The 16,069-nt window shown below is 65.4% G+C and carries 8 protein-coding genes; 3 read left to right on the top strand and 5 right to left on the bottom strand.

Annotation, left to right across the window (positions count from 1 at the left end):
* Window positions 1–45: 45 nt before the first annotated feature.
* Window positions 46–1,668, top strand: a complete 1,623-nt coding sequence (locus tag ACPYOD_RS01515) for an alpha-L-fucosidase (protein ID WP_481299961.1) — start codon at window positions 46–48, stop codon at window positions 1,666–1,668.
* The gene (locus ACPYOD_RS01510; RefSeq protein ID WP_481299960.1) at window positions 1,665–2,720 is read left to right on the top strand and encodes a glycosyl hydrolase family 18 protein; all 1,056 of its coding nucleotides are present in this window, start codon (window positions 1,665–1,667) and stop codon (window positions 2,718–2,720) included. Before ACPYOD_RS01515 ends, ACPYOD_RS01510 begins: the two co-directional genes overlap by 4 nt.
* Window positions 2,721–2,790: 70 nt before the next feature.
* Here the strand turns inward: ACPYOD_RS01510 and ACPYOD_RS01505 are convergent, their stop codons facing one another.
* The 5 genes from ACPYOD_RS01505 to ACPYOD_RS01485 are packed head-to-tail and all read right to left on the bottom strand — an operon-like array spanning window position 2,791 to window position 14,032.
* Window positions 2,791–4,167, bottom strand: coding sequence for an alpha-L-fucosidase (locus ACPYOD_RS01505; RefSeq protein ID WP_481299959.1), 1,377 nt, complete (start codon window positions 4,165–4,167; stop codon window positions 2,791–2,793).
* A 26-nt stretch (window positions 4,168–4,193) separates the two neighbouring features.
* Entirely contained in the window at window positions 4,194–6,029 is a 1,836-nt protein-coding gene (locus tag ACPYOD_RS01500; protein ID WP_481299958.1) for a glycoside hydrolase family 35 protein, read from the bottom strand.
* Window positions 6,030–6,085: 56 nt separating this feature from the next.
* Entirely contained in the window at window positions 6,086–8,674 is a 2,589-nt protein-coding gene (locus tag ACPYOD_RS01495) for a glycoside hydrolase family 3 C-terminal domain-containing protein (protein WP_481299957.1), read from the bottom strand.
* Complete coding sequence (locus ACPYOD_RS01490; RefSeq protein ID WP_481299956.1) at window positions 8,671–11,007, bottom strand: beta-N-acetylhexosaminidase; 2,337 nt, start codon at window positions 11,005–11,007, stop codon at window positions 8,671–8,673. The genes ACPYOD_RS01495 and ACPYOD_RS01490 overlap by 4 nt, the downstream gene beginning before the upstream one ends.
* Before the next feature lie 10 nt (window positions 11,008–11,017).
* Complete coding sequence (locus ACPYOD_RS01485) at window positions 11,018–14,032, bottom strand: TonB-dependent receptor (RefSeq protein ID WP_481299955.1); 3,015 nt, start codon at window positions 14,030–14,032, stop codon at window positions 11,018–11,020.
* A gap of 313 nt (window positions 14,033–14,345) precedes the next feature.
* On the opposite strand from ACPYOD_RS01485, the gene ACPYOD_RS01480 reads away from it, so the two are divergent.
* On the top strand, window positions 14,346–16,037 hold the full coding sequence (locus ACPYOD_RS01480) for a ShlB/FhaC/HecB family hemolysin secretion/activation protein (protein WP_481299954.1): 1,692 nt from the start codon (window positions 14,346–14,348) through the stop codon (window positions 16,035–16,037).
* Window positions 16,038–16,069: the final 32 nt, after the last annotated feature.

The following is a 16,069-nucleotide window of genomic DNA, read 5'->3' as shown; positions in this document are numbered from 1 at the left end:
TCCCTCGGGAACGCCGCCGGTCTTTTTTGCCGAAAGGAGTGACACATGCTGCGACGACGATTGGCTTGCCTTGCGACGGCGGCTTTGCTGGTTGGCGGTGCGCATGCCGGCCAGGCAACCGCTCCCACCGCCGGCTCGTCGCCGCAAACGCAGGACATGGCCTGGCAGGCGGCTTCGGCCAAGTTCGCGCCGCAACGCAACGCGATCCTCGAGCATGTGCGCAAGGACGTGGCCGACGGTCCGTTCCGGCCCGACTGGGCTTCGCTGAAGGGGTACCGGTCGCCCGCGTGGTATGACGATGCGAAGTTCGGCATCTTCATCCACTGGGGCGTCTATTCGGTGCCCGCGTTCGGTAGCGAGTGGTACTCGCGCAACATGTACCAGCAGGGCACGAAGGAATTCGCCCATCACGTCGCCACCTATGGGCCGCAGTCTCGCTTCGGCTACAAGGACTTCGTGCCGATGTTCAAGGCGGAGCATTTCGATGCCGATGCCTGGGCCGCGCTGTTCCGAGAAGCGGGGGCGAAGTATGTCGTGCCGGTGGCCGAGCATCACGACGGCTTCGCCATGTACGACTCCCGGCTGTCGGATTGGACGGCGGTGAAGAAGGGCCCGAAGCGCGACGTCATCGGCTTGCTGGCCAAGGCCGTGCGAGGGCAGGGGATGCGTTTCGGCGTGTCGTCGCACCGTGCGGAGCACGACTGGTTCTTCGACGGCGGCCGGCACTTCGATTCCGACGTGAACGATCCGGCGAACGCGGAGCTGTACGGCCCTGCTGTGGACCACCTCAGCAAGCACGACGAAAACCTGGCCGACGACTGGACCTACGTGTCGCAGGCCTGGCTGGACGACTGGCTGGCGCGGACCGCCGAGCTGATCGACGACTATCACCCGGACCTGATCTATTTCGACTGGTGGATCGGCCACCCCACGCTCCGGAACACCTTGCCCACCTTGCTTTCGTATTACTACAACGACGGCGCAAAGCGCGACGGCGTGGTGGTGAACTACAAGCTGGGCGACTTTCCCGAAGGCGCGGGCACGCTGGATATCGAGCGCGGGCAACTCACCGGCATCCACGACACCCACTGGCAGACCGACACCTCCATCAGCAACGACTCCTGGGGCTACGTCGAGCACGATACGTACAAGTCACCCACGTTCATCATCCATCTCCTGGCCGACGTGGTGAGCAAGAACGGCAACCTCATGCTCAATATCGGCCCGCGCGCCGATGGAACAATTCCGCAGGGCGCGCAGGATACGTTGCGCAGCATCGGCCGCTGGCTCAAGGTCAACGGCGAGGCCATCTACGGCAGCAAGCCGTGGCGCGTGTATGGCGAAGGTCCGACCGAAGTGGTCGGGGGCACCTTCCAGGACACCAAGACCAAGCCGTATACCGCCCAGGATTTCCGCTTCACCACCGGCAACGGCAACCTTTATGCGATCGAACTCGGCTGGCCTGCGAAAGGGCTGGCTACGGTGCGCTCGATCCGGCCCGACGACAAGGTAACCCGCGTGCAACTGCTTGCCGACGGCAGCACCGTGCCATTCACCCAGGACGCCGACGGCCTGCACCTGCGACTTCCTCCCCATCCCGTCGGCAGCGATGCGTACGTGTTCCGCATTGGCCTGGCGACGGCGAATCCCACCAAGGCCACCCGATGAAACGACGGATACTCCCGCTGCTCGCCTGCCTCTTGTGGTTGCCGTTCGGTGCCTTCGCCAAGGCACCGGTCGCACTCTTCTACATGATGGAATCGCAGAAATCGATCGCCTCGTTCGAGGCGCACGTGGACAAGATCGACCTGCTGGTGCCCACCTGGTACGGCGTGGACGCGAATGGCCTGGTCTCCGGCGGCCCGGACGATTACGTGCTGAAGATCGCGAAGGAACACAAGCTGCCCGTCATGCCGATCATCTCGGCCGGCGGCGACCGCGAGAAGTTCCATGCGCTGCTGGGCAACGAGACGGCCAAGAAGGCGATGATCGACGCCATGGTTTCCGAAGCGAAGCAGCATGGCTTCAGCGGATTCCAGTTCGATTTCGAGAACATCGACTGGACCGACCGCGACAAGCTCACGCTGTTGACGAAGCAGACCTACGAGGCGCTGCACAAGCACGGCCTGCAGCTGTCGATGGCGGTGGTGCCGAATGCGCCGGGCCATGCCGGGCACGGCGCCTTCAGCAAGTGGATGTGGGAATACTGGCGGGGCGCGTACGACCTGAAGGAGCTGGCGAAGGTGCTGGATATCGTCTGCCTGATGACCTACGACCAGCACACCCGTTGGACCACGCCGGGCCCCGTCGCCGGCATGCCATGGGTGATGGAGCACCTGGAATACGCACTGAAGGTGGTACCGAAGGAGAAGCTGTCGCTCGGCATCGGCCTGTACGGTTACCACTGGTACGCCGGCAACCCGGTGGGAGCCGACGGCAAGGAGAACTCCAACATCTCCGCCAGCTACATCGACGCGGACGAATCCTTCCCGCTGGCGAAGCGCTTCAATGTGACGATGCAGTGGGACCCGGTGGAACACGAGTCGTGGTTCTATTTCTACCGCGACCAGATGCGCGAGTGGGTGTTCCTGCCCGATGCCCGCGCATTCCGCGACCGCTACGACGTGACGAAGCAGTACGGCCTGCAGGGCTTCTGCGCCTGGGTTCTGGGTGCCGAAGACCCGAAGATCTGGGACGAGCTGCCGAACGCGGTGCGCTGAGCAGCTAAGGCGAATCCATCGCCGCTGAAGCGGCTCCCACAACGAACTACTGACCTGTGTGGGAGCCGCTTCAGCGGCGATGCTCCACGTTGAACAGCTTGAACTCGCGGATGCGCGCCGTGCCCACCGACGAGAGGATGTTCAACCGCACTTTCCTTGCCGTCACCGCCGGAAAGCGATCGATCTTCATATGGCCGATGGCTTCGGCCTGTGCCACGGTCTTCCACCCCTGGCCGTCCCATACCTGCACGGCGTAGCCGCGCACGTTCTGCCCATCGTCGAGCCGCTCCATGCTCATCGCATGGTCGAAGGTCACGTCGCGGCCAAGATCGACTTCCAGCGTGGCATGGGCCGAACCAGCGGGAGCCGACCAGAACGTGGCCGGGTCGCCGTCCAGCGCCGCGGCGACGTTTTCGTCCGCGGTGGCGTGTTTCGCTGCGAGGTTCGCCTCCTCGCCATAACGCGCCTTCAGCGCCTTGCCGAATTCGGCCAGCCGCTTCACGTCGGCCTCCGGTAACAGGCCATGCCGGTCGGGCGCGATGCCCAGCATCAGCTGGCCGCCTTTGCCGACGCTGCTTTCCCAGTTGTCCATCAGTTCGTCCACGGTCTTCAGCGACGTAGCGAAGTCCGGCTTCGAACTGTAGAACCAGTGCAGCTTGTGCAGCGGCGTGTCCACCTCGAGCGGGCGCCAGCGAAGCTGCCCGTGGCGGTCGATGACGTTCCAGTTCTCGCCTTGCACCACGCCTTGCTCGTTGCCCACCCAGCGGATGTCGCCGTAGTCGAACAGGGCCACGTCGGCGAAGACCATGGTATTGGGCTGATAGGTACGCAGCGTCTCGACGTACTTCGCGAAGTCGTACACGTGCCCCGCGCTCCCGGCGCCGTCCAGCCACCACTCGGTGAGCGGGCCGTAGTTCTGCACCAACTCTTCCATCTCGGACAGGTAGTACTTGTCGTAGGCCGCGGAGTCCTTGTAGCGAGGATCGTGACGGTCCCACGGCGACAGATATACGCCGAACCCAAGGCCGTTCTTCTTCGCCGCCTCGGACGCCATGCGCACGAGGTCTCCCTTGCCACCCTTCCACGGACTGGCTTTCACCGAATAGTCGGTCTGTCCGGTTGGCCATAGCGCAAAGCCGTCGTGGTGCTTCGCCACCAGCACCATGTATCGCACACCCGCCGCTTTCACCGCGCGCGCCCATTGGTCAGGATCGACCTTGTCGGGATTGAACACCGACGGCGATGCGGTGCCGTCGCCCCATTCGCGGTCGAGGAACGTGTTCGTACCGAAGTGGACGATCACGCCGAATTCGAGGTCCTGCCACGCCACCTGCTGCGGCGAAGGCTTCACGTCGGCGAACGATTCGGCCTGGCCGGAAAACGGCAGCGCCGCGAGCAGCGCCGCAGCCAGGAGAGTTTTCACGCGACGGGAGGCAAGTTGGGACATCGGGAAGAATCCTGGGTAAGTAGGGGTCAAGGCGATGCCGGAACATCGGACCAGAGTCGTTGATCGACGCCGCGCAGGGCGGGTGCCGTACGCGTCTGCAGATCGAACACCACCACGGTGTTCTCGCCGCGCCGGAACCACGGTGCCGGTGCATACAGATCGTGTTGTGGTCCGATCGACCAGATGCGCCCAAGGTTCACGCCATTGAGCCACGCGGCGCCCTTGCCGAAGGCGCGAACGTCGAGGAAAGTGTCGGTCGGTACGTCGATGTGGACGGAGCCGCGGTGGAAGGCGGGCCCCTCGACGTTGGCGGTGGTCCAGCCGCGGAGCGATTCGGGCGATGTCATCGGCAGCGGGAACACCTGCCAACCATGAAGGATCGTGTCGCCGAGCAGCACCGGATCGACGATGCCCGCGCGGCCGTCCTCCATGCGTGGGCCGTAATTCACCCGTCCCGTGTTTTCCACCAGTATGTCCAGCGTGTGCTCGCCGGGTCCGATGTCGATCTGGGTGGACACCTGCTTGAGCCGCCGTTCGACCGTGCCGCTGGCTTTCCGATCGAGGTACACCGTGGCGTAGTCGCGCACGTCGCCCAGGTAGAGCGTGCCGCGAAACGGCCCATGCACGCGCGTGCGATAGAGAATGTATCCGTAGGCCTGCCCATACGCTTCCATGGGCTTGGGCTGGTCCGAGGCCTGCGGTGTGGGCAGGTTGTCCCAAAGCGACGTCGATTCCTTCAGCGTGAATGCGGGCAGCGTGCCGACGGGCGGCGACGCGGGAACCGCGGGCGGCGTGCGCCCGGTGGCTTTCGCGATCGTGTCGCGGAATAGCGCGTACTTCGCCGTGGGCCTGCCGGCCTCGTCGAGGGCAGCGTCGTAGTCGTAGCTGGTGGTCTGCGGCGCGTAGTGGTCGGAGGGATTGCCCTGGTAGTTCGCACCGTTCATGAAGCCGAAGCTCGTGCCGCCGTGAACGAGGTATACGTTCACGGAGTAACCCTGTTTCAGCATCCAGCCGATTTCATCGGCTTCGCGCTTCGCGTCGGTCTTCGCGTGCTTGCCACCCCACTGGTCGAACCAGCCCGCCCAATATTCGCCCGCCATGCGCGGCGTGCCCGGACGGAAACGGTCGAGCAGGTCGAAGCTCTTCTTCGCTTCGCCGGGAGCGAAATCGATGACCGCCGTAACGCCGGGAAGGGTGCCGTTGGCGAGCAGATCCGGTCCGTCGTATGTGAGTAGAACGTCGTCGGCCAGCCCGGAGCGTTGCAACTGCGAGCGGATGGTTTCCAGGTACGCCTTGTCGTTGTCGTACGAGCCGTACTCGTTCTCGAGTTCGGTGGCGACGATCGGGCCACCCCGGCTCGCCATCAGCGGGGCGAGTTCCTTACCGAGGCGTTGCAGGTAGCGATCGGAGGCCGCGAGGAAACGTGGATCGCGCGAACGCACGCGCATGCCGGGCACGGCAAACAGCCAGGCGGGATATCCGCCGGCATCCCATTCGCCGCAGATGTACGGCCCGGGACGCAGGATCACGTTCAGGCCTTCCGCTTGCGCCGCCTTCACGAAGGCGGCCACATCGTTGTTCCCGCCGAAGTCGAACGTTCCCGGTTCCGGCTCGATCAGGTTCCAGAACACGTAGGTGGTGATGGTGTTCAGGCCCATCGCCCGCGCCTTGCGCAGGCGATCCGTCCAGTACGCGCGCGGCACACGCTGGAAATGCATGTCGCCCGAAATGATCTGGTACGGCTTTCCTTCGCGGATGAAATGCGCGCCCGACACTGTCACCGGGGGATTGGCAAACACCGCAGGAGACGCTCCGAGCGTACCGATGGCGAAGGCAACGAGGGCGAGAGTGGAGCGAGGCATTCGTTTTCCAGCCGGAGCAACGTCCCTGAAGAAGGGCTTTGTGCAGAGCGTGGCACTCACCGCGGTAAATCCTTCTTGCCCTGGATCGCGAAGTCGATCTTCTGCCCTGGCGCATCGCCCGGTTGGCCGCCCCCGATGAAGAGCTGGTAGTCACCTGCGGTCACCGCACGCTTGCCGGTCGCATCCACCGAACTCAGCCGCCGGGCGTCGAGGGGGAAGGTCACTGTGCGCGATTCGCCCGGTGCAAGGTGGATACGCTGGAGGCCCACGAGGCTGCGCGTTGGCGCCAGCGTATCCGTGGCGGGATAGCCCAGATACGCCTGGACCACTTCGTCGCCGGCGCGGTCGCCGCTGTTGCGTACGGTGACGCTCGCCGTGAGCGTCTGTCCGGCATCGAGCGTGGCGGTGGATACCTGCGCGTCGCTGTAGCCGAAGCGCGTGTAGCTCAGGCCGTGGCCGAACGGGTAAAGCGGGGTGCCCTTGAAGTACCGGTACGTGCGCCCTTTCATCTGGTAACTGGTGAACGGCGGCAGGTCGCGCACCGAGCGATAGAACGTGACCGGGAGACGGCCGGCGGGGTTGTAGTCGCCGGACAGCACCTTGGCGATGGCGGTGCCGCCATGTTCGCCGGGATACCACGCCGCGATAACGGCGGCCGCATGCGCCTGCGCCCAGTTCAGTGCGACGGCGCTGCCGGACATGAGCACTACCACGAGCGGCTTGCCCGCGGCGGCGGCCCGTTCGAGCATCGCCTGTTGCGGGGCGGGAAGACCGATGTCGGTGCGGTCGCCTCCATCGAAGCCGGGGACGTCGACGTGCAACTCCTCGCCTTCGACATCGGGCGACAGCCCCACGAAGGCCACCGTGACATCCGCGGACGCCACGGCGCGCTCAACTTCGGCCAGCTGCGCGGCTTCCGGCGGCAGCCACTGGAGGCGCACGCCCTGGTCCTCACCGCTGTGCACGTATTCCAGGCGCACGTCGTGCGGGCGCGTGTCGTCGAAGCGGATGGTGGCCTTCGTCGAGGTGTCGTCCCCCGCGTCGTCGATGATCGCCTTGCCATCGACGAAGAGACGGACCGGATCGTGGCCGGCGCAATCGAAGCAGCGCTCCACGCGCACCGCAAGCGTGTAGTCGCCCGGACCTGGCGGCAAGAGCGTGCCCGTCCAGCGCACGGCGTAACGGCCCTTCGGCAGGTCGGCCGGTACGACGTGATCCCAGTCGAAGTCCACGGTGCGATCGGTTCGCGTGTTGCGCGGCTTTCCGTCGAAGCCGGTACCGGCGAAGTACTGACCGACGAGGCCCGGCGCTGCGTCGGGGGCGCCGCTGGTGCGCAAGGCCGTTTCGGGAATGGGCACCGGCACGCCGACGGCGACCGGTGAACCCTGCGCATAGCTGACGCGCTCCGCGCCGAACCGCTCGCGCAGGCCCGATAGCGGCGTGACGGGGTTGCGCGGCGTGGCGTGATAGTTTGCTTCCAGGGTTTCGACCGTATCGGCATTCGGTCCGATCACGGCGATACGCGGCGTGCCGCGAAAGGGCAGGGCACCGCCGTCGTTCTTCAGCAGCACCATCGATTCCAGCGCGGCTCGCAGCGAGAGCGCGGCGTGGGCTGCCGTGGCCACCGCCTTCGGCCGCACGGCGGCGGCCCCCAGTTCACCGAGGCGGTAGCGCGCGGTGAACAGGCGAACGAGCGAGGTGTCCAGCACCGCTTCCGCCACATCGCCACGGCGTACGGCCTGGACGAGGTCCGCATAGGCGAAGCCGCAGTCCAGGTCGGTACCCGCGCGGATCGCGGCCGCCGACGAGCCGGCGTTGTCCGGACGGTAATAGTGGAACTTCGTCATGTCGTCCACGGCGTCGCAATCGGACACGACGTAGCCTGCGAAGCCCCAGCTCTTGCGCAGGATGTCGCCGAGCAGGCCGGTATCGGCGCATACCGGCGTGCCATGCAGCGCGTTGTATGCGCACATGACCGAACCCGCCCGGCCTTCGGTCACCGCCGCGCGAAAGGCCGGCAGGTAGGTGGCTTCGAGATCGTGCGGCGACACGTCGATGTCGAAGCCGTGCCGGCCTGCTTCCGGGCCGCTGTGCACCGCGAAATGCTTCGGCGTGGCGATGGCCCGGGGATGCATGGGATCGGGGCCCTGGATGCCTTCGACGAAACCGACGGCAAGACGGCCGGTGAGGTAGGGATCCTCGCCATACGTTTCCTGGCCACGGCCCCAGCGGGGATCGCGGAAGATGTTCACGTTCGGCGACCAGATGGTCAGGCCTTCGTAACGGCCGTGGTCGCGACCCGCACCGATGGCGTCGAATCGCGCGCGTGCCTCGGCCGACACCACGTCGCCCACCTGGCGCAGCAGCTCGGGATTCCATGTGGCGGCAAGCCCGATGGCCTGCGGGAACACCGTGGCATAGCCGGCCCTGGCGGCGCCGTGCAGACCCTCGTTCCACCATTCATAGGCGGGAATGCCGAGGCGCGGGAGCGACGGTGCCGCACTTTGCAACTGGGCGACCTTCTCCTCGAGGCTCATGCGCGAGACCAGCTCCGTCGCCTTCTGCTCCGGTGTGGCCGGGGCCGCCGCTTGAGCGCTTCCGGCAAGGGCAATGGCGAGGGAAAGCAGGAGGCAGCGGTACGTCATCGTTTCTTCTTGGTGGCCGGTTCGAGGAGCTGCACTTTACCCAGACCGTACAGTGGTCCGTCGATCGGGGCCGTCACCCGCAGGCAGAGATCGTGTTCGCCGCTGGAGGCCGGCAGGTCGCCGTCGAGCGGGAAGCGCTCGCCCAACGCGTTGCCGGGTGGAAGCGGCAGGCTTGCGAGCAGGGCGCCCGCGCACGTGTCCTGGTGGATCTCGAGTTCGCCGTGTGCGGTTTTCGCCGGGTAGGAGACCACTTTGGACTGGTCATGAGCCAGGCCATAGTTGCGCGCCAGGCGCGCCATGTCGACGTGGATGCGCGCGATGCCGTCCAGCGGGGCTTTCGGATACAGCCAGCAGGAGTGGAAGAGGTCCACGTCGTACACCGCCGTGTCCATGGCGCCGAGATCGGGAAGCAAGGGCATGCGCAGGCCCAGCCCGCCGTCGGGGCACTTGGTGAATTCGCCATTGCTGCGGGTGAGCAGGCTGGCGCGGTCGAGGGTGCGCGAACGGACGGCTGCCAACGCCGTACCGTCCGGCGCGAACGCGATGGCGCGGACCGTCGTGGGAAGGCTCACCTTGAACGCCCCCGTATAAGCAGGCGAGTTCGCGCCGGGTGTACTGCCGTCGGTCGTGTAGCGCACGGTGCCGAAACCCGTCTGGTTGTCGAGTCGCACCGTGGCCCTGCCGGATGCCAGCGCGGCAGGTACGGATTCGTCCACGTGGATGGCGGGTGCGAAGGCCGTGTCCGAGGCGCCGATCCCGAGGCTCGCGTAGCGACGCAGCTGTGCGGGCAGGCGCTGGAGGAAACCATCCCACCCTCGCGACTCTTTCGGCGACCACGCGATTTCCGACATGGCGTCCAGACGCGGGAACAAGGCGTGCTGCACGTGCGCTGCGGAAGGAATGAACTCGGTCCACAGCGTGGCCTCTGTGCCGAGGACATGCGTTGCCTGTTCGGGCGTGAGCGACGCATCGACGGGCTCGAAACCATACACGCGCTTCAGGTCCAGGACGGAGAGGCGCCCGTTCGGCTCGTCCGCACGGTCGCTTTGCAGGTTGTCGAAATACATCCAGCCGGCGGGTGCCAGCACCACGTCGTGGTCCTTCTTCGCGGCATCGATGGCGCCTTGCACGCCGCGCCATGACATCACAGAGGCCGTGCGCGGAATACCGCCTTCGAGTATTTCGTCCCAACCGATGAGCCGACGGCCGTGCTTGCCGAGGTATTCGCCGAGCCTGTCCATGAACCAGCTCTGCAAGGCATCTTCGTTCGCGATGCCGAGCGCTTTCATCCTGGCCTGCACGGCTGGCGAGTTCTTCCATTGGTCTTTCACCGCCTCATCGCCGCCGAGGTGGATGTACGTGGACGGAAACAACGCCATGACTTCGTCGAGCACGTTTTCGATGAAGGTGAAACTCTTGTCGTCCACGTTGTACAGGTACGGATTCACTCCCCAGTCCACCGATACCTTCGGGTGTTCCGCGGTCACACCCACTATCTCGGGGTAAGACGCGACGGCGGCCTGGGCATGGCCAGGCATGTCGAGTTCGGGCACCACGGTGATGTGTCGTGCAGCCGCATAGGCCACCACGTCGCGAATCTGCGCCTGCGTGTAGAAGCCGCCATAAAGCTGCGGTTCCCCATGCGTGCCGGCACCGGGTGGCGTCCGCCAGCCGCCCACGCTGGTGAGCTTTGGATACCGCTTGATCTCGATGCGCCAACCCTGGTCGTCGCTGAGGTGCCAATGGAAAACGTTGAGCTTGTGTTCCGCCATCGTGTCCAGCACCTGCTTCACTCCCGCCACGTCGTGGAAGTGCCGGGCCACGTCGAGCATCAGGCCGCGCCAGGCGAAGCGCGGCCAGTCGTGGATGGTTACGGCGGGAACGCTGGTGCGGCCCTGTCCGCCGTCCGCCGTCGCCAGTTGCCACAACGTAACCGCGCCGTAGAACAGACCGGCGCCGCTCCGCGCCGAGATACGCACGCCGTCGGCACCGACGTCTAGCGTGTAGCCTTCGGGCTTGCCGACCGGATCCTTAGGGTCCGTCCGCAGCACGATTGCGCCCTGCGCGGGCTTGTCGGAAGACGACACCGCAAGCGACAGGCCGCGGCTTCGCTGGATTTCGGCCGCGAGGTACGCCGCGGCAGCCTTCGCCGCCGCATCGCCCGGCGCATACCCGATGACGGTATGCGCATCGATGACGAGGGAGCCCGAAGCCGGCCTGCTTTCCACCGGCAGGGGAATCAACGGCAGCGTGGCTTCCGCGTGCAGGACGGACGCGCCCGCGAGACACGACACACCTTGCAGGAGCAGCCCCGCAAGTACGAAACGCTTCATTGAAACTCCTTCACTGGAACGTGTACCGCAGCACCATGCTCGTCGTGCGCGGAAGCTGCCAGGTGGCGGCGTGGTAGTTCACGCTCTGCGTCGTGGCACCGTCGATGAGCGAACCCGTATCGTAGCCCTGGTTGATGTCGATCGTGCCCTGACGATTGGTGACGTTCTGCATCCTGAGTTGCAGGCTGAGATCGTTGGCCGCGTTAATCGACCAGTGGTACGTGGCCGAGAGGTCGAGCTGCCAGAAGAAGGGCAGCCGTCGATCGGAACCCTGCCGGTCGACCACGCCGTCGCAATAGTGCGTGGCCGCGCCCAGCGGGTAGGCCGGATCGGCGGCGTCGGGCACCGTGCCGAGACAACTGGTGGGTGCGCCGCTGTGCGCTGAGAACACACCGCCTAGCGACAGCCCGTTGGCGAAGTCGTACGTACCTGTGGCCGTGAAGCTGTGGCGGATGTCACCCGCCAGATCGCCGTTGCTGCCCACCATGACGGCCGGATAGTTGAACGCGGTGGTCTGGCCGATCCATCCGGCGTTGCGCCGTTCTTCGTCGATCAGGCCGTTCGTGTTGCCGTACTCGCGGGCGTAGGTGTAGCTCAGGTTGAGGAAGTACGGCTCGGCGGGGGAAGACGCATGCGTCAGGCCAAGCTTGAGGTTGTAGTACTTGTGCTTGGGCCGCGGGATGCCGATCGCCGTACCCGGAATCGACAGCGCCTCGAGGTCCCCGTCGCCGTCGTAGTCGCGCTTCAGCGTGAACTTCTCGCCGGGATTCACCAACCAGCAGGTGGTGTCGTTCTGCTCGTAGCCCGGATAGCCGTGCGACTGCGCATACGCCTGCACGCCGCCACCGTAGCAGGTGTCCTCCACGACGCGGCGCAGGTCCGTCCAGCCCAGCTGCACCAGGCCGGACCATTCGGGCGTCAGCTGCTTCTGTGCGTAGAGCTGGGCTTCGTACTGGTAGGGCGCCTTCACGTTCGTGGCCGCTATCTGTGCCGGCGTGGGAACGCCCTGGTTGTAGTAGTACGTACTGCCGATCTGGCTGAGTCCGGTGGGCGCCTGCGTGTTCGGATCGATGCCGGTGTAGGTGTAGTAGTTCGTATAGGTGGTGCGCGGTTCGGCCACGCCGAAGCTGAAGGACGAGGGCAGGGGGATCGAATACTTGCCGAGGCTGCCGCCGATCTTGAGCGTGCTGTCGCCGTTCACGTCCCAGGAAAAGCCCAGGCGTGGCGACGTGGTCGGCAGGCGCATGAACTGGTTGCCCACGCCGTCCTTGTAGATGTAGTTGTCCCAGCGCAGGGCGCCGTAGAGCAGCATGCGGTCGGTGGCCTGCCAGTAATCCTCCACGTAGGCGCCCTTGTTGATCGTCTGGAACGATCCGCCTTCGAGATCCACGTACTGGCTGACATAGTGGCCTTCCGCCGGCGACAGCGAGCCGTTGAGCAGGGCCACGTTGGCCTGGTTGTAATAGGTGAACCAGCCGGCCGGCACCGAGTTCGTGGTGCTGGCGAGGGAATGCTTGTAGTACTCGCCACCGAACACGAGCTTATGGTCGCCGAGTTGCCAAGTGAGGTCGCCTTTCCAGCCGCGGCGCCAGTAGTCGGACGGGGAGTACACATAGGCCGCGTTGTTGCGGCCGATATTGGTCTGTACCTGCGTGGCCGTGTCGTAGGAGGTGACATACGGGAACGCGGTGTCCTGCTCGCCCGAGCTTGGCGAATACACGATGGAGCCCAGGTAGCCGCCCATCAGGCGCAGCGCCAGGTCGTCGTTGATCTGCCAATGGTAGTTGCCGATGAGGAAGCGGCTGTCGGTACGCACCTGGCTCCAGGCGCGATACGCGCCCACCGATTTCGGGTTGTAGTCTTCGTCGAGGTCGTAGTAGTTGTTGAAGGTTTGCGCGTAGTCGCGGTGCGCAAGAACGTTCAGCGACTGGTTTCCCGTGATGTTCCAGGTGAGGTTGAGCAGGTAGTTCTTGTCGCGGGCGCTGGACGTCTGCTTCTGCGTCTGGTTGTAAGCCTGGCTCTTGCTCGCCGGCTCGTTACCCAGCAGCGCGAAGAAGAACAGCTTGTCCTTCACCAGTGCGCCCGAGGCCCAGAGGTATTGCTGCGCCACGCCGTCGTGGTTGTTCGCCGAGGCATAGCTGTAGTAGTCGCCGATCGAGTTCAGCGTGTTGTGACCGCGCGGGTTGAGCCAGCGCGAGGTCGGCGGCGTGAAGTACAACGAATAGCCGGCGCGAAACTGGTTGCTGCCCTGCTTGATGGTGGAGGAAAGCACGCCACCGGTCGCGTTGGTCCAGGATGCGCTGGCGCCGCCGGTGATCAGCTGGGTGTCGCTGATGGCTTCCGCGGGCAGGGTGGTGGAGCCCAGCGAGTTCTTGTCGTTGGTGACGTCGAATTCGTTGTAGTAGTAGCGGTTCTCTGCGGGGCTGGCGCCGCCGATGGAAACGAAGCCCGTGTTGTGCTGGTCGAAGCGGACACTGGAATCCAGCCTCGCCACGCTTTCCGGGCTGCGGTCGACGGGCAGGGCATCGATCAGCTTGTAGTTGTAGCTGGTGCTGAGCTCGGGCGTACTGACATCGATCGGCGTGATGTTCGTCGTCATCGCGGTAGCCGATACCTGGACACCCGCAAGCTCGCTCGCATTGGCTTCCGCCGCCGCCGGGGCCGCACCGAGTTCGGGCACCGACGCGTTGCGATTCGGGTTGACCGCCACGTCGTAGCTGCCGAGCGGCTGGCCGTCGCGCAACAAGGTGACCTGGTACGTTCCGGGATTGAGGCCCGCGACGGTGTATCGACCATCCGCGTCCGGCGTTATGTCGCGTTGAAAGCCGGTGGCCGCGCTGGCGACACGGATGGTGACCCCCGTGCCGGCGGATTCATGGCCGTAGAGGCCGCCGGTCAACGACTGTGCCGTGGCCGCGTGGGCACACGCCAGCAGTACCGAAGCCGCGAGGGCACGGCGCGCGAGTTGGAACGGACGTACATGACGGCGCGCTCCCGGGCGCTGGAACCGATCGACTTTCTTCATTGCAATTGCTCCCCGCAGCGGCCAGGTGGCCAGAGCCCCGTGCGTGGATCGAATGCGCGGGGACACACGCGTCTCGTCGAGCGCTAACGAGGGCCGAGTCTTTCCCGCTCATGACAGTGTGTCAATATGAATACACCGTTTACTGGTGAAATAAAGAAAAAATCATAATCGACTCCAGGGGAATTCGTAATCGTCGGGCATCCCTAAAGTTCCCGCGTCGCCTGCCGAAAACAGGCGTTGAAGAGCCGGGCCGTGGCACTCGAGAGGGGTCCCGCGCGCCCTTGAACCAGGACGGTTTGGAGTAGCAGTACTGATGAGGGTTACAGGGGAAGGCCGTTGGCGCACAACGGCGTACGGGCTGATTTCCCTGCTTGCGATCGGGGCCGGCGGTACCGCCTCGGCGCAGCAGACCACGTTGGACAAGCAAGAGCAGCTGCGTCGCGCACAGCAACTCGAACGGAGGGAAGCGGAGCGCAAAGAGGCGCCGTTCCAATCCACACCGCCGGCGCAGGTCGAGCGGCTGGACGCGCCGTTGCCGAAAGAAACCACGTGCTTCCCGCTGCAAAGCCTGAAGCTCGAGGGCGATCGGCTGCAGGACTTCGCCTGGGCGCAGCGTTATCTCGACCGTTTCGTGGGCCAGTGCGTGGGCCGCGACGGCCTTGAGGCCCTGCAACGGCGACTGTCCAACCTCGTCATCGCACGTGGCTTCGTGACCACCCGGGTGGGCGTGCCGGCGCAGGATATTTCGAAGGGCCAGCTGCGCATGCTTCTCGTGCCGGGCAAGCTGCGGCACATCCGTTTCGCGCCCGGCTCGCCGGAACTGAACTGGCGCACGGCGTTCCCGATCCACGAAGGCGACCTGCTCAACCTGCACGCGATCGAGCAGGGGCTGGAGCAATTGAAGCGCGTGCCGTCGCAGGACGTGACCATGGACATCGCGCCCGGCGAGAAGGTGGGCGAATCGGATGTCGTGCTCACGGTGCACACCACGCGCCGCTGGCACGTCGTGCTCGACGCCAGCGACTCGGGCCTCGACGGCACCGGCAAGAACCAGGGCAACCTCAACGTCTCATACGACAACCCGCTGGGCCTGAACGACCTGTTCTCCATAGGCGCGGGCCATGCGCTGTTCACCCACGCCGACGGCGGCAGCACCTTCAGCGAGAACGCGACGTACAGCGTTCCCTGGGGCTGGTGGACGTTCAGCGGATCGATTTCCACGTACCGCTATCGGCAGTGGATCGAGGGCTTCGAGACCCGCTTTCGCTCCACGGGCATCTCCACGTCCAGCGACATCACCGTGCAGCGCCTGCTGACGCGCGGCACGTCGAGCAAGACCTCGGTGGAAATGCGCCTGGCCGCACGCAGTGCGCACAGCTACATCCAAGGCGTGGAGGTCGGTATCCAGCGCCAGCGCGTCGCGAGCGCGGAGCTTGCCCTGGTGCACCGGCATTACATCGGACAGGCCCAGCTCGATGCGCGCCTGGGATACCAGCGCGGCACGCCATGGTTCGGTAGCCAGTGGACCGGTTACGACCCGGCGGTGGGCTTTCCCACCAACCGCTATGGGCTCACCACGCTCGATCTTTCGCTGAGCCAGCCATTGAAGCTCGGAGATCGCCAGGCGATCTGGGACAGCAGCCTGCGCCTGCAACGGTCGACCGACCACCTGCCGGCCGCCGAGCTCATCACCATCGGCGGCCGCTACTCGGTGCGTGGCTTCGACGGCGAGCAGACGCTCGCGGGAGAACGCGGTGCTTACCTCCGCAACACGTTCACCTTGCCGGTCGGTTCGCTGGCGCCGTACCTCGGCGTGGACATCGGCCGCGTGGCCGGACCGTCGACCGTGGATGGACATCGGCAGCTGACGGGCGCGGTCGTCGGATTGCGCGGCAGCTACGCAGGCTTGAGCTGGGACCTCTTCGCGGGACGGCGCATTCACGCGCCGCGCGGATTCGAGACCGAACGGCCGACCACGGGCTTCCAGCTGATCTACCAGTACTGAACTAAGGCAGGGATGCCGGAGCCGGCATCCGT

The organism is Luteibacter sp. HAY1-4A, from assembly GCF_056755355.1.
The sequence above is the reverse complement of the archived record's forward strand: the minus strand, read 5'-3'. Positions and strand labels throughout refer to the sequence as shown.

Bases quoted from the DNA above. Each gene is read 5' to 3' on its own strand.
- ACPYOD_RS01510 (WP_481299960.1), top strand. From the start codon at position 1,665: ATGAAACGACGGATACTCCCGCTGCTCGCCTGCCTCTTGTGGTTGCCG.
- ACPYOD_RS01500 (WP_481299958.1), bottom strand. From the start codon at position 6,029: ATGCCTCGCTCCACTCTCGCCCTCGTTGCCTTCGCCATCGGTACGCTC.
- ACPYOD_RS01485 (WP_481299955.1), bottom strand. From the start codon at position 14,032: ATGAAGAAAGTCGATCGGTTCCAGCGCCCGGGAGCGCGCCGTCATGTA.
- ACPYOD_RS01480 (WP_481299954.1), top strand. From the start codon at position 14,346: ATGAGGGTTACAGGGGAAGGCCGTTGGCGCACAACGGCGTACGGGCTG.
- ACPYOD_RS01490 (WP_481299956.1), bottom strand. From the start codon at position 11,007: ATGAAGCGTTTCGTACTTGCGGGGCTGCTCCTGCAAGGTGTGTCGTGT.
- ACPYOD_RS01495 (WP_481299957.1), bottom strand. From the start codon at position 8,674: ATGACGTACCGCTGCCTCCTGCTTTCCCTCGCCATTGCCCTTGCCGGA.
- ACPYOD_RS01515 (WP_481299961.1), top strand. From the start codon at position 46: ATGCTGCGACGACGATTGGCTTGCCTTGCGACGGCGGCTTTGCTGGTT.
- ACPYOD_RS01505 (WP_481299959.1), bottom strand. From the start codon at position 4,167: ATGTCCCAACTTGCCTCCCGTCGCGTGAAAACTCTCCTGGCTGCGGCG.